This window comes from Streptomyces griseus (genome assembly GCF_900460065.1).
Lineage (GTDB): Bacteria > Actinomycetota > Actinomycetes > Streptomycetales > Streptomycetaceae > Streptomyces > Streptomyces griseus.
In genome coordinates, this window is the sequence record NZ_UAVD01000036.1 from 18577 (window position 1) to 31557 (window position 12981).

10 protein-coding genes are annotated in these 12981 nt (G+C 73.9%); 2 read left to right on the forward strand and 8 right to left on the reverse strand.

Annotated features, from left to right (window positions below):
• Positions 1-4 precede the first annotated feature (4 nt).
• Positions 5-2077 (reverse strand): ABC1 kinase family protein, encoded by a 2073-nt coding sequence (locus DTB53_RS25870; protein WP_042496536.1) that lies wholly within the window; start codon positions 2075-2077, stop codon positions 5-7.
• Between the two features lie 247 nt (positions 2078-2324).
• On the opposite strand from DTB53_RS25870, the gene DTB53_RS25875 reads away from it, so the two are divergent.
• A complete protein-coding gene (locus DTB53_RS25875; RefSeq protein WP_003967397.1) occupies positions 2325-2564 on the forward strand; it encodes a DUF6269 family protein in 240 nt (79 codons plus the stop codon).
• Between the two features lie 71 nt (positions 2565-2635).
• Here the strand turns inward: DTB53_RS25875 and DTB53_RS25880 are convergent, their stop codons facing one another.
• Entirely contained in the window at positions 2636-4459 is a 1824-nt protein-coding gene (locus DTB53_RS25880) for an AfsR/SARP family transcriptional regulator (RefSeq protein ID WP_012379773.1), read from the reverse strand.
• A 212-nt stretch (positions 4460-4671) separates the two neighbouring features.
• On the opposite strand from DTB53_RS25880, the gene DTB53_RS36945 reads away from it, so the two are divergent.
• Entirely contained in the window at positions 4672-4845 is a 174-nt protein-coding gene (locus DTB53_RS36945; protein ID WP_003967399.1) for a hypothetical protein, read from the forward strand.
• 21 nt (positions 4846-4866) lie between these two features.
• Here DTB53_RS36945 and DTB53_RS25885 read toward each other — a convergent pair whose 3' ends face one another.
• The 6 genes from DTB53_RS25885 to DTB53_RS25910 all read right to left on the reverse strand — a co-directional run bounded on the left by DTB53_RS25885 (position 4867) and on the right by DTB53_RS25910 (position 12928).
• Positions 4867-7869 carry an AfsR/SARP family transcriptional regulator gene (locus DTB53_RS25885; RefSeq protein WP_012379775.1) on the reverse strand — a complete coding sequence of 1001 codons (3003 nt, stop codon included), beginning with the start codon at positions 7867-7869 and terminating at the stop codon, positions 4867-4869.
• A gap of 100 nt (positions 7870-7969) precedes the next feature.
• Positions 7970-8212: an acyl-CoA carboxylase subunit epsilon gene (locus tag DTB53_RS25890; protein WP_012379776.1), complete on the reverse strand. Its 243-nt coding sequence runs from the start codon at positions 8210-8212 to the stop codon at positions 7970-7972.
• An 11-nt stretch (positions 8213-8223) separates the two neighbouring features.
• Positions 8224-9771, reverse strand: coding sequence for an acyl-CoA carboxylase subunit beta (locus tag DTB53_RS25895; protein WP_042496540.1), 1548 nt, complete (start codon positions 9769-9771; stop codon positions 8224-8226).
• A 464-nt stretch (positions 9772-10235) separates the two neighbouring features.
• The gene (locus tag DTB53_RS25900; RefSeq protein WP_003967403.1) at positions 10236-11009 is read right to left on the reverse strand and encodes an IclR family transcriptional regulator; all 774 of its coding nucleotides are present in this window, start codon (positions 11007-11009) and stop codon (positions 10236-10238) included.
• Entirely contained in the window at positions 11006-11950 is a 945-nt protein-coding gene (locus tag DTB53_RS25905; RefSeq protein ID WP_003967404.1) for an ACP S-malonyltransferase, read from the reverse strand. Before DTB53_RS25905 ends, DTB53_RS25900 begins: the two co-directional genes overlap by 4 nt.
• 186 nt (positions 11951-12136) lie before the next feature.
• Positions 12137-12928 (reverse strand): LuxR family transcriptional regulator, encoded by a 792-nt coding sequence (locus tag DTB53_RS25910; RefSeq protein ID WP_012379778.1) that lies wholly within the window; start codon positions 12926-12928, stop codon positions 12137-12139.
• Between the last annotated feature and the right edge of the window lie 53 nt (positions 12929-12981).

The following is a 12981-nucleotide window of genomic DNA, read 5'->3' on the forward strand; positions in this document are numbered from 1 at the left end:
CGGGTCACGGGGGCCGGCGCATCGCCGTGTAGAGCGCCCTGAGCGTGAGGATCGCGCTGAGGGCGAGCACGTGGTAGCCGATCAGCGGATACAGCTCCAGCCGGTCGGAGACCCTCGGCCCCCTGCCGGTGCCGAACACCATCAGCAGCACCCCCATCAGCCCGGTGCAGGCCGCCAACAGGGTCACCATCACCTGATGGATCAGCCCGGAGACGAACCGGCGCTCCCGTTCGTCCGCGAGCACCCGGACCCGGATCCCGAGCCGCCCCTCCTCCAGTGAGGCGCTGATGCGCTCGGCCCGCCGCGGCAGCCTCCGCAGCATCGGCAGCACCGACAGCAGCTCCTGGGTCGCCGCCTGCGCCACGGTGGCGAAGACCCCGCCCGGGGCGCTCCTGGCGCCCTCCCCCTTCGGCTTCCCGTAACCGATCCGGTCGGCGAGCAGCCCCAGGGCGAACCCGCGCGCCTCGTCCAGGATGTTGAAGCCCGGGGCGAGACGGGTGAGGGTCCCCTCGATGGTGGCGAGCGCCCGGAACACCGCCGCCACCTCGGGCGGCACCGCGAGTCCGAACCGCGCGAACATGCGGAACAGCGCGGTGAACATCTCCGTGTCGGGCTGGGCCGCGGCCCTCAGATGGCGTGCCATGAAACGCCCCAGCTCGCGCTCCAGCAGCAGCTGGTCCGGTATCAGCTCCTCGTGCGTCGTGGCACGGGTGCCGAGCAGGCTGATCACCGCGTCGTGGAGACCCGCCGGGTCGCCCCGGCCCACGGCCACCAGCAGTTCCTGGATGGAGATCTGCACCGACGGGTCGATGCGTCCGACCGAACCGAAGTCGATGAGCCCGATCCGCCCGTCGTCCAGCAGCAGCATGTTCCCGGGGTGCGGGTCGGCGTGGAAGACGCCCACCCGGAGGATCTGGTGGAGCATCGAGCCGATCGCCGTACGGGCCAGCGCCTCCCGGTCGAGTCCGGCCCCGTCGGCCACCGGCCCCGCCCGGTCGAAGGTGACGCCCTCCAGCCACTCCTGCACCAGGATCCGGTCCGAGGTGTACGCGTAGTGGACCCGGGGGATCCGCACCGGCGCGTCCGCCGCGTAGCCGCCGGTCGCCTCGGCCACGGTGGACGCGTTGCGCGCCTCGATCCGGAAGTCGAGCTCCTCCCGCACGGACTCGGCGAACCCGTCGCCCAGTTCGCGCAGGCCGAGCACCTGCGCCGAGCGCAGCCGGCTCTGCAGACCGCGGCTGATGGAGAGCACGATGTCCAGGTCCCGCTCGACGGACTCCCGGATGCCGGGCCGCTGGATCTTGACGACGACCGTGGGGCCGCCGCTCAGCCGGGCCCGGTGGACCTGGGCGATGGAGGCGGCGGCCAGGGGCTTGTGCTCGATCCAGTCGAAGACCTCGGAGACCGGCTTCCCCAACTGCTTGCGCAGCACGGCCTCGACCTCGGGCCAGGGCGCCGCGGGGACGTCGCTCTGCAACCGGCTCAGCTCATCGATGAAGTGCGCGGGCAGCAGATCCCGCCGGGTGGAGAGCACCTGCCCGAGCTTGACGAACGCGCCCCCGCACTCCTCCAGCGCCATCCTCGCCGAGGCCGCGCACTGCTCGCCGTACGGTCCGGGCTGCATCGCCCGGTGCCAGGCTCTCCGGCCGCGCAGCACCCGGCCCAGGCCGTGCTTGACGAAGATCCGGCTGATCCGGGAGTAGCGACGGGCCCGGCGCATCCGGTCGCCGAGGCCGCGCACCAGGTGCAGCGGCCGGGCCCAGCTGCCGTGCGGCAGGAACACCTCCAGAACCACCAGAGCGGCCATCGCGGCGAACAGCGCCAGCGGGATCTGCATGGTGGAGAGCGCGCCCAGGTCCTTCTCGCTGTCGCGCATCAGCCGGCCGTACACCGCGAGGGCGCCGACCCCCACCAGCCCCGCGCCGAACGCGCGCAGGGGGCCGACCCTGATGCCCAGGAGCCGACGCGAGGCCGTGGAGACCCCGAAGGCGAGGAGCCCGAGCAGGACCGCGGCGGTCAGGGCGACGAGAAGGACCAGGGGCAGGTCGTTGAAGACGCCGTCGGCCAGCACTGCCATGAAACCGCTCCCTCGGTAGGTCGCGGGCCACCCTAGGCGCAACTCCGCGAGGGCCTCGGGGATATGGCAGCTTCATGCAAGACCGCGGCCACCGCCCCGACCGGGCGGCCTTGCGGAATTCTGTACCGCGTCCCGAGGAACCCTCTTCGGGAGGCGAGAGGAGGACGCGGGGATTCCTCCGGACGTCCGCCCGACTCTGTGACCGCGGGGCCTTGGGAAGGCCCGATCCGCGAACAGAGGAGGCACCATGCGCGAAGGCCCCAACTCCCCTGTCCAGGTGCGGCATCCGCTGGAGGTGCTGGAGGACATCGAGGAAGAGGCGTCGAGGAGCACCGAGCAACTGCTGTACGCCGCTCCCGCCCCGTGGGCCGAGCTGCTCACCCAGTACGTGGACACGTTGAACGAACTCGTCGCGCACAAGGACGAGTTCACCTCTCCCGCCGAGACGCACACCCTCGACGAGGGGCACGCCGGCGGGTGCGGCTGACCGGGGCGGAGGACGCCTCCGGGGCCCGTCCCCTCCTGGGAACGGGCCCCGGAGGGGCGGGCGGACCGGGGTCAGGCGACGGCGAGTGACGCCCCGCGCAGCTCCTGGGCGAACAGCCGGACCAGGCTCGGGAAGCGGTAGCACGGCCGGCGGTCGGCCCCGGCGCTCCAGCCCTCCGCCAGCCGGGCGTCGGTGAGCTCCTCCAGCACCTCCTCCGCCTCCTCCCAGCCCGTGCCGAGGAGGACCGCCGCGTCGGGCACGCCGAGCTGCGGCGGTCCGGCCGAGGCCAGCTCGACGAACGCCTCGGCCAGCCGGACCGGCAGGCCGTCCACGGCGTGGCGCAGCCCCGCCGCGACGTCCAGGCTCCCGAGCCGCAGCTCCGCGAGACGCCGGTGCCCGTGGGCCAGCCGGCCGGCGAGCCGGGTGGTGGACCACTGCGGCCGGGCGACGAGCCGGGCGGCGGCGATCCGCAGGGCGAGCGGGAGGCGGTCGCAGAACTCGGCGATGCGGACGACGGCTTCGGGGTCCTCCGCGATCCGGGCGGGGCCCACGATCGCGGTGAGCAGACGCACGGCGTCGGCCGGGCCCAGCGCGCCGAGCTGCACGACCCGGGTCCCCTCCAGCGAGGCCAGCGGGGCCCGGACGCCGGTGACGACGGTGCGGCTCGGCCCCCCGCCCGGGAGCAGGGGACGGACCTGGGCGTCGTCGGTCACGTTGTCGAGGACCACCAGCGCCCGCCGTCCGGTCAGCAGCGTGCGGTAGAGCTGGACCCGCTCGTCGAGCGTCTTGGGCAGCCGGTCCGGATCCGCGCCCAGTGCCCGCAGGAACCAGCCGAGGACCTCCCCGGGCCTGCGCGCACCGCTCCCGGTGCGCAGGTCGGCGTAGAGGCTGCCGTCCGGGAAGGCGTCGCGGCAGCGCTCGGCGGCGTGCAGCGCCAGGGCCGACTTGCCCGTGCCCGGCGCTCCGGTGACCACCACGTCCCGCCGCTCGCTCAGCGCGGCGAGCACCGCCTCCACCTCCGCGGCCCGGCCGGTGAAGTCGCCGGGGGCGGCGGGCAGGAGCGACGGCACGAGGCCGGTGGCCCCGGCGCCCTCCGGCGGCGGACCGGCCTCCCGTACGGGATCGGCGAGCACGCTCCGCACCCGCTCGGGGGCCGGCGGCGCGGGCAGGGCGCCCCGGAGGATCTCCTCGTACAGTCCGCGCAGGGCGGGCCCCGGGTCGATGCCCAGCTCATCGGCGAGGGCGCGGCGTCCCGCCTCGTACAGCGCGAGCGCCTCCGCCTGCCGGCCGCACCGGTACAGCGCGGTCATCAACTGGCCCCGCATGCCCTCCCGCAGCGGATGCAGCGCCACCTGGCGGGTGAGGCCGGCCACGGTCTCGGTGTGGCGGCCCAGGGCGAGCGCCGCCTCAGTGCGGTGCTCCTCGGCGCAGAGCCGGGCCTCCTCCATCCGGGGCGCCTCGGCGCCGGCCAACTGCTCGGTGACTCCCGTGAGGGCGGGCCCCCGCCAGAGGGCGAGGGCCGCCGCCAGTCCGCGTTCGGCCTCCGCGTACCGTCCGGCCCGCAGCTCCGCGCCGCCCGCGTCGGCCAGCTCCCGGAAGGCCTCCCAGTCGACCGTGGAGTCGCCGATGTCCAGCCGGTAGCCGGGGCCGCCGCGCTCCAGCCGGACCCCGTCCCCCAGCCGGGTGCGCAACCGCGAGACGTAGGTGTAGAGCTGGTTGACGCTGCTCGCGGGCGGGTCCCAGCCCCACACGAACCTGATGAGCCGCTCGTCGGTCACGACCTTGCCGTGGGCCAGCAGCAGGGCCGCGAACACGGTGCGCTGCTTGTTGCCGTCGAGTGCCACCACGCGCGCCCCGGTCTCGGCCGACACGGAGCCGAGCAAGGTGAAGTGCATGGTCTCTCCTCGCCGCGCGGACCCGCTCCGGACGCTGGGCCACCCGCCGCGAAACGCTACGGACCAGGGCTTCTCCGGCGATGTCGGAAGGATTTCGCGCCCGCGAAAGCGAGACGAAACCGCCGGAAAAAGCCGCCGCCGTAGCTTTCTCGGCATACCGCGTGGCAACGCCCCAGGGCCGGACCGCGCCAGACCCACCTCAGGAGAGTGCCGTGCAGCGCTTCGTCTTCACCTCGGCCAGGACAGTCGTCGCCACGGGCGCGGTACTGCTCGTGGCCGCCATCGGATCCGTCGCGTACACGGCCCCGTCGGCGGACCGGGCGGTCACCGGGACGGCCGCGGACGACCCGTGGACCTCCGTGCGGGGCGACGACCCCTGGACCTGACCCGCCGGCGGGCGGGTCACGTCACGGCCGTACCAGTTCGACGAGCCCCGGCGAGGCGATCCGCTCGCGCCGGCCGAGCGCCGCCAGCAGCAGCGTCGTCCGCTCCCGCCAGTACGGTGCGCCGACCGCGGCGAAATGGTCGCCCGCCGCCCGGAAGCAGGCGGCGGCGCCGTCCTCGTCGCCGAGCAGGGCGCGCACACAGCCCAGGGCCGTCCCCGCCCTCGCCTCCAGATACCGGTCCGGGACCTTGCCCGCGGCGGACAGGGCCAGCGCGAGCACCGCCCCGGCCTCCTCGTACCTCTCCTGGCACCACAGCGCCTCGCCCAGGGTCCGCAGCGCGTGGGCCTCACCGCGCCGGTCGCCGCTGCCCCGGACGAGTTCCAGCGCACGCCTGCACGCCTCCTCGGCCCGGCGGCCCTCCCCCTGGTGGATCAGCGCCTCGGCGAAGCGGACGGTGCTCTGCGCCTCGCCCCGCACGCTCCCCAGCCCCCGGCTGCGGGCGACCGCCTCGGCCGACAGCAGCAGTCCCGCCCGGGGCCGCCCCCGCTCCAGCTCGATCTGGGCCAGCAGGCCGAGCACATGGGTCTCCGCGTACCGGTCGCCGACCCGGCGGAAGATCACCAGCGAGCGCCGGACCAGGTCCCGCGCGACGTCCAGCTCCCCGCGGTGGCGGGCGCACAGCGCCTGGTTGCGGAGCACCAGGGCCCGCCCCTTCTCGCCCGTCTCCCGCTGCCCCTCCTCCAGTTCCTCGAAAAGCTTCCACGCCTGGTCGAGGAAGGCGGCGGCCTCGTCGAACTCCCAGCGGATGATCCCGAGCGTGCCGAGCGACTGGAGCATCACGGCCTCGCCGAGCCGGTCGCCCGACTCCCGTACGGCGTCCAGCGCACGGTCGCCGCAGAAGCGCCAGTCCTCCAGGTAGTTGCGGTTCTGCAGGAGGGTGACACTGGTGATCGCCAGGTCCCAGGCGTATCCGGCCTCGCCCTCCCGGGCGGTCCGGTCGACCAGGGCGACGACGGAGGCGCGCTCGCTCTCGAACCACTCCATCGGATCCTCCAGCAGGCTCTCCGTCAACCGCGCCGGCAGCGGCCACGGGCGGGCCGTCCCGTGGATGATCGTGTAGTCGCCCCCGTACACCCGGCGGTGCGCCTCCGAGGCGAGCGCGAGCCACGCGCCCGCGGCGCGGCACAGGGCCGCGCGCCGCTCCTCCTCCGTGTCCTCGGCGACCGCCCGTTCCCGGGCGAACAGCCTCGGCAGGTCCTGGAAGCGGTAGCGCACCCTGCCGGTCGTGAAGGGGAGCGGCACCAGCATCTGCGCGTCGACGAGCTCCTCGATCAGGTCCTCCGCGTCGATCGGGTCGATGTCGAGGAGCGCGGCCCCGGCCCAGGAGGCGAAGTCGGGCACGTTCAGAGAGCCGAGCAGCCGGAACATCCGCGCGGTGGCGGGCGGCAGGTCCCGATAGCTCAGCCGCAGGCCCGCCCGCACCCCCCGTTCGTCCGGACTGAGTTCGTCGAGCCTGCGGTGCTGGTCCTCCAGCCGCTCCACCAGGGTGCGGACCGACCAGTGGGGTTTGGCGGCGAGCCGGGCGGCCGCGATGCGCAGTGCCAGCGGCAGCCGGTCGCACAGGGCGGCGAGGCGGTCCGCGGCCACCGGGTCGGCGGCGAGCCGGTCGTCCGCGGCGACCTTGGAGAGCAGCGCGATCGACTCCTCGTGTCCCAGGGCGCCCAGCCGCAGGGGGACGAAGGCGTAGTCGCCGGCCAGGGCCCCGCCCATGGGGTCGCGGCTGGTGACCAGCACGCAGGAGGGGCCGGAGCCGGGCAGCAGGGGCTGGATCTGCCGGAACGAGCGGGCGTTGTCGAGCACGATCAGGACGCGGCGGCCGTCCAGGACGCTGCGGAACAGCGCGGTCCGCTCGTGCGGGTCCCCGGGGATGTCGGATCCGGGCACGCCGAGCGCGCGCAGGAACCGGTCGAGCACCGCACCGGCCCGCCGGGGGGCCTCCTCGTCGTATCCCCTCATGTCGGCGAAGAGCTGGCCGTCGGGGAAGCGGCCGACGGCCCGGTGCGCCCAGCGGACGGCGAGCGCCGTCTTGCCCACGCCTCCGATGCCGGTGATCGAGCCGACCGGCAGCGCCGATCCGCCCACCTGCTCCAGCAGGCGGTCCAGGACGGCCAGTTCGGCCGAGCGACCCGTGAACGACAGCGCGTCGAGGGGCAGATGGGCCGGAACCGCCACCGGGGGGACCGGCAGCACCGGCTCGACGGGCAGGCCGAGGAGCGGGGAGTCGGCGAGGATCTGGTCGTGCAGTCGGCGAAGCGCGGGCCCGGGGTCGATGCCCAGCTCGTCGGCCAGGATCTGGCGGCCCTCGCGATAGGTCTCCAGCGCCTCGGCCCGGCGCCCCGAACGGTACTGGGCCAGCATCAGGTGCGCCGCGGCCTGCTCCCGCAGCGGGTGCTCGCGCACGAAGGCGGCCAGTTCGCCCAGCACCTCGCGGTGCTGGGCCAGCTCCAGCCGCAGCCCCATGTACTCCTCGTACGCGTCGAGCCGCGTCCCGGTCAGCCGGGACGCCTCGGCCTCGACCCGCTCGGCCGGTATCCCCTCCAGGGCCGGGCCGCGCCACATGGCGAAGGCCTCGTCGAAGTGGGCGCAGGCCTCCTCGGTCCGGCCGCCGCGGGCGGCCTCCCGGCCCCGTGCCGCCCGTTCCTCGAACTCCACCGCGTCGATGCGGTGTTCGCCGGTGACCACCATGTAGCCGGGGTGGCTGGTGACCAGCATGTCGTCCGCCCCGGCCGCCGCCTTGAACGTCTTGCGCAGGGCCGAGACGCAGATGGCGATCTGGTTGCGCGCGGTCGGCGGCGGGGCCCCGTTCCAGACGGCGTCGGCCAGCTTGTCCACCGAGACCACCCGGTCCGGCGCGAGCAGCAGCATGGACATGATCGTGCGCTGACGGGCGCCGGTGAGGACGATCGTCCGCCCTCCGGCGCTGATGTCCAACGGCCCCAGGATCCGGAACACCACCTGAAGCACGAGCTGCCTCCCGATATCGCGGACGGCCTCCGCATGACCCGTTCACTCCGCTTTTGTACTGGTTAACAGGGCGCCGAAGGGCCCGCAACGCGACTGGCAGCTAGCTGCCGGGCACGGGCTCCGCCGCGGCCCAGGAACAGGGCGGGCCCCCCTCCCGGCGAGCCCAGCCGGCCCGGGCGGGCGCCGCGCCGCGGCCACCGTCGGGCGAGATCACGGCCCCGCCCCCACCGGCCAGGGCGGTGAGCAGCGCGACGACGGCCGCGAGCTCCTCCGGGGAGGGGGAGCCGCTGACGACCTTGAGCAGTCCGTCACCAAGTGGCCCGTCGAACGGGGAGATCGGCATGGCTTACTCCTCTACACCGGGGGGTTTCCGTGCTTGCGCGAGGGAAGCGCGGCGTTCTTCGAGCGCAGCATGGCCAGGGCGCGGACCAGGGCGGACCGGGTGTCCGCGGGGTCGATCACATCGTCGACGAGGCCGCGCTCCGCCGCGTAATACGGGTGCATCAGCTCGGACTTGTACTCCTTGACCAGCTGCCGGCGCGTCGCCTCGGGGTCGTCCGCCGCCTGGATCCGCCGCCGGAAGACCACGTTGGCCGCGCCCTCCGCCCCCATCACGGCGATCTCGTTGGCCGGCCAGGCCAGGGAGAGGTCCGCCCCGATGGAGAGGGAGTCCATCACGATGTACGCGCCGCCGTACGCCTTGCGCAGGATCACCTGCACCCGGGGGACGGTGGCGTTGCAGTAGGCGTACAGCAGCTTGGCGCCGTGCCGGATGATGCCCCGGTGCTCCTGGTCGACGCCGGGCAGGAAGCCGGGCACGTCGACCAGGGTGACCAGCGGAATGTTGAAGGCGTCGCACAGCTGGACGAACCGTGCGGCCTTCTCCGAGGCGTGGATGTCCAGCACGCCCGCGAAGGACTGCGGCTGGTTGGCGACGATCCCGACCACCTGGCCGTCCAGCCGGGTCAGGGCGGTGATGACGTTGGCGGCCCAGCGCTCGTGCACCTCCATGTACTCGCCCTCGTCGACGAGTTCGGAGATCACCTCGCGCATGTCGTACGGACGGCTGCCGTCCAGCGGCACCAGCTCCAGCAGCCGTTCGCACCGCCGGTCGGCCGGGTCCTCGGGGCGCACGACGGGCGGCAGCGCCCGGTTGTTGGAGGGCAGCAGGGACAGCAGGTAGCGGACCTCGGCGAGGCAGGTCTCCTCGTCGTCGTAGGCGAAGTGCGCCACCCCCGAGGTCTCCGCGTGGACGTCGGCCCCGCCGAGCCCGTTCTGGGTGATCTCCTCACCGGTGACGGCCCGCACCACGTCGGGTCCGGTGATGAACATCTGCGAGGTGTCCCGGACCATGAAGACGAAGTCGGTGAGCGCCGGGCTGTAGGCCGCGCCGCCCGCGCACGGGCCGAGCATCACGCTGATCTGCGGGATCACTCCGGAGGCGCGGGTGTTGCGCTGGAAGATCCCGCCGTAGCCCGCCAGGGCGGAGACGCCCTCCTGGATGCGCGCCCCGGCTCCGTCGTTGAGGGAGACCAGCGGCGCCCCGGCGGCGATCGCCAGGTCCATCAGCTTGTGGATCTTGGCGGCGTGGGCCTCCCCGAGCGCCCCTCCGAAGATCCGGAAGTCATGGGCGAAGGCGAAGACCGTGCGCCCCTCGACCGTGCCCCAGCCCGTCACCACGCCGTCGGTGTGCGGCCTCTTCGCCTCCAGGCCGAAGCCGGTGGCCCGGTGCCTGCGCAACTGCTCGGTCTCCGTGAAGGAGCCCTCGTCGAAGAGGAGCGCCAGACGTTCGCGCACCGTCAGCTTCCCCTTGGCGTGCTGGGCCCGCGTGGCCGTGTCGACGCCTTCGAGTACCTCGTGACGGATCTGGGCCAGTTCGCCCACCCGGTCATGCATCGTCATACCCGATTCCTCCTGTGGCCCGGGACCGCGACGGTCGTGGCCGACTCTCGCAGCGTGACCTGCCGCGCCCAATAGACGTGACAGGAAAGTGCCGTTATGCAGAAGGGGCCGTCGAATTCCGGCGCCTTTCACCTTCCTGCCAACATCCGCGCGGCCGGTGCCGCACGGGGGAAAGGAAGTTACTCTCCTGATTCGAAGAACTTGTCGGGAAGGAATGAGGCCCGGAAAAGAAGGCGATACGAGCACCCGGATCGCCCCCGGCGTTCCCGGCGTTCCCGGTCGGGAGGTCCGTGCGGCAGACGGTGACCGGCCGCCGGGGCGCGGTCCCGGACCCGCTCCGATCCGGTACGTACGTCCCGGTGCCGGGCAGCGCGCGGCCGTCGGAACGGAGCACCGCGACGCCCGGCGACACGTATCCGCGCCCCCGGGCGCACCGCCGGCGGACGCGCCGGGCCGGCCGGGGGCTAACCCCGCTGGGAGACCGCCGCGCGCGAGCGGACGGGCCGGGTGTCCACGAGTACGTCACCGAGTTCGCCCGCCGCGTCGATGACGGCGCCCAGCAGCAGCCGGCTGGGGATGGCGGGCATCCTGGGATGCGCCCCGGTCAGGGCGAGTGCGGCCACCACCCGCTTGCCCATGGCCCGCACCGGCACCGCGATCGACACGGCCCCCGGCATCGTCGCGTCGGGGCCGTGCACCCACCCGCGACGGCGTACGAGCGAGAGCTGGGCGGCGGTGAACCGGGCGCTGCGCAGCCCTTCGTACAGCTCCCCCGGCTCCTCCCAGGCCAGCAGCACCTGGGCCACCGGGCCCGCCCGCAGCGAACGGGCGGTACCGACCGGCAGCTCCTCCGCGTCCCCGTCCGCCTCGGTCCGGGCGCCGACGCAGACCTGCATGGCCCCGCTGCGCCGGAACAGCCGCGCGTCCAGCCCCGTCAGCTCCCGCAGCTCCGAGAGCACCGGGGTGGCCGCCTTGACCAGCCGGTCGCGCTGCACCTCCACCACCATGTTGCCGAGCCTCGGGCCGAGGACGAACCGCCCCCTGAAGTCGCGGGCGAGCAGTCCGAGGCTCTCCAGCCCCAGGGCGATGCGGTGGACGGTCGGACGGGCGAACCCGCTGCCCGACACCAGCTCCGCCAGCGACACCGGGCCCTTCTCCACCACGTCGAGGAGTGCCGAGGCCTTGTCGAGCACCCCGATGCCGCTGACCCGCTTCGGCTGCCGGGTCGCCACGCTCATCGTTCACCCGCCGACCGGGCGGGGGCGGCCAGGGGCTTGTTCACCGAGACGGTCTCCACGCCCGGGTCGATCCGGCGGATCAGCCCGGCGAGCGTCCGGCCCGGTCCCAGCTCGACGAGCCGGCCGCAGCCGAGCGGCCCGGTGAGGGTCCGCACGCTCCGCTCCCACAGCACCGGGGAGGTGAGCTGCCGGATGCAGAGGGCGGGCCAGTCGGCCTCGCCCGCGTGCGCCTCGGCGTCGACGTTGGTCACCACCGGCACCGCGGCCGGGGCGAAGACGGTGTCCCGCAGCGATCTGCCGAGCGCCTCCGCGGCAGGGGCCATGTACGGACTGTGGAAGGCCCCGCCGACCGCGAGGCGGAGCATCTTGCCCCCGATCGACGGCGCCCGGTCCGCGACCTCCCCGATCGCGTCGGGCGAACCCGAGACCACCGTCTGGCCGGGGGCGTTGACGTTGGCCACCCACACGTCGGCGCCGGAGGCGCGCATCTCGCCCGCCAGGGCCTCCACCTCGCCCAGCGGGGCCGCCACCACGACGCCCATCGTGCCCTCGCGGGCCCCCGCGGCCTCCCGCATGGCCCGTCCCCGGACCGCGACGAGGGCCGCGGCCCGGCCGACGGTCAGGACCCCGGACGCCACGAGGGCCGCGTACTCACCGAGGCTGTGCCCGGCGCAGCCGGCGACCGGGCCGTCGATGACACCGTCGCGCACCGCTTCGGCGTGGGCCATCAACGCGACCGTGAAGACGCTCAGCTGCGCGAGATCCGTACGCCGGAGGTGTTCGTCGGAGGTGTCCAGCAGCAGCTCGGGAAGGTCCTCGCCGGTGACGGCGGAGACCTCCTCCGCGATCGCCCAGGACGGGGTGTCCCGCCAGGGCGCTCCCATGGCGCGCTTCTGTGTCCCCTGACCCGGAAACACCAGCCCGACCGGTACCTGATTCATGAACCCGCCTTCCGCACGACGCTCTTCGAAGGGCACGCAGGGCCGGCCATCCCGGACGGGATGACCGGCCTCGTGCGCCGACGGCCAACGGGGGGGGGTACCAGCCGCCGGGGAACGGGCCCCTCGGGGGGTCCCGTTCCTGACACCTCATGAAACGGCGGCGCGGCGCGGGCGGCAACGAACCTTTCAGGAAGGTGCCAACGGTCCACCGCGCTCCGGGCCCGATCCGGCCGCCGGTGGCAGCAATCCCAGCTCGGCGGCGCGCACCCCTGCCTGGAACCGGGACTGCGCCCCGAGCAGGGCCATGATCTCCGCGACATGCCGCCGGTAGGTGCGCACGGAGATGGTCAGCTCGCGGGCCGCCACCTCGTCCGTGACGCCGGCCTGGAGCGCGCCGAGTATCTGCCGGGCGAGCGAGGCCCGGTAGCGGTCCCCGAACACGGTGCGTTCCCCGGCGGGGACGGCCCGCGTCCACACGTTCTCGAAGAGGCTCTGCAGGGTGTTGAGCACCTCCGGGACACGGATCACCGAGGCCCGCCGGCCGACCGCCGAGTCGGCCACCACCAGGGCGGCGCACTCGTCGACGATCAGCGCCTGGAGCGGCGGAACCCGGGCGACCCGGATGGCCACCGGGTTCTCCCTGGACAACTGCTCCCGCACATAGCCCTCGTCGAGCATGGCCGGGCTGGCCAGGAGCCGCACCTGCACCCCCTCCCGGGCGTCGTAGATGAGCTCCCTCTCCGTGCGCTCGGACCGTTCGTCGGAGCCGAGCTTGCGCGCGTGCACGATGTCGATGCTCCGGCAAGCACCCTCGATGAGCTGCTGCGCCTGGTCGAGCACGACGTCGTAGTCGTTGTCGAGGCCGGTGATCAGGCTCTCCTGGAGATTGCGGTCCCGGTGCAGCGCGACCGTCGACTCGATCAGCGCCCGCACCTGGAGTAGAGCGCTCTCCAGCTCATCGTCTCCCCCGATGGGCACGTCCTGTCCACCTACCTTGGTTCAGCCGTCAAGACCCCTGGGCACGCTGTCCG

Coding starts and splice junctions, on each gene's coding strand:
- DTB53_RS25870 (WP_042496536.1), bottom strand. CDS start 2,077: ATGGCAGTGCTGGCCGACGGCGTCTTCAACGACCTGCCCCTGGTCCTT.
- DTB53_RS25875 (WP_003967397.1), top strand. CDS start 2,325: ATGCGCGAAGGCCCCAACTCCCCTGTCCAGGTGCGGCATCCGCTGGAG.
- DTB53_RS25880 (WP_012379773.1), bottom strand. CDS start 4,459: ATGCACTTCACCTTGCTCGGCTCCGTGTCGGCCGAGACCGGGGCGCGC.
- DTB53_RS25890 (WP_012379776.1), bottom strand. CDS start 8,212: ATGCCGATCTCCCCGTTCGACGGGCCACTTGGTGACGGACTGCTCAAG.
- DTB53_RS25895 (WP_042496540.1), bottom strand. CDS start 9,771: ATGACGATGCATGACCGGGTGGGCGAACTGGCCCAGATCCGTCACGAG.
- DTB53_RS25900 (WP_003967403.1), bottom strand. CDS start 11,009: ATGAGCGTGGCGACCCGGCAGCCGAAGCGGGTCAGCGGCATCGGGGTG.
- DTB53_RS25905 (WP_003967404.1), bottom strand. CDS start 11,950: ATGAATCAGGTACCGGTCGGGCTGGTGTTTCCGGGTCAGGGGACACAG.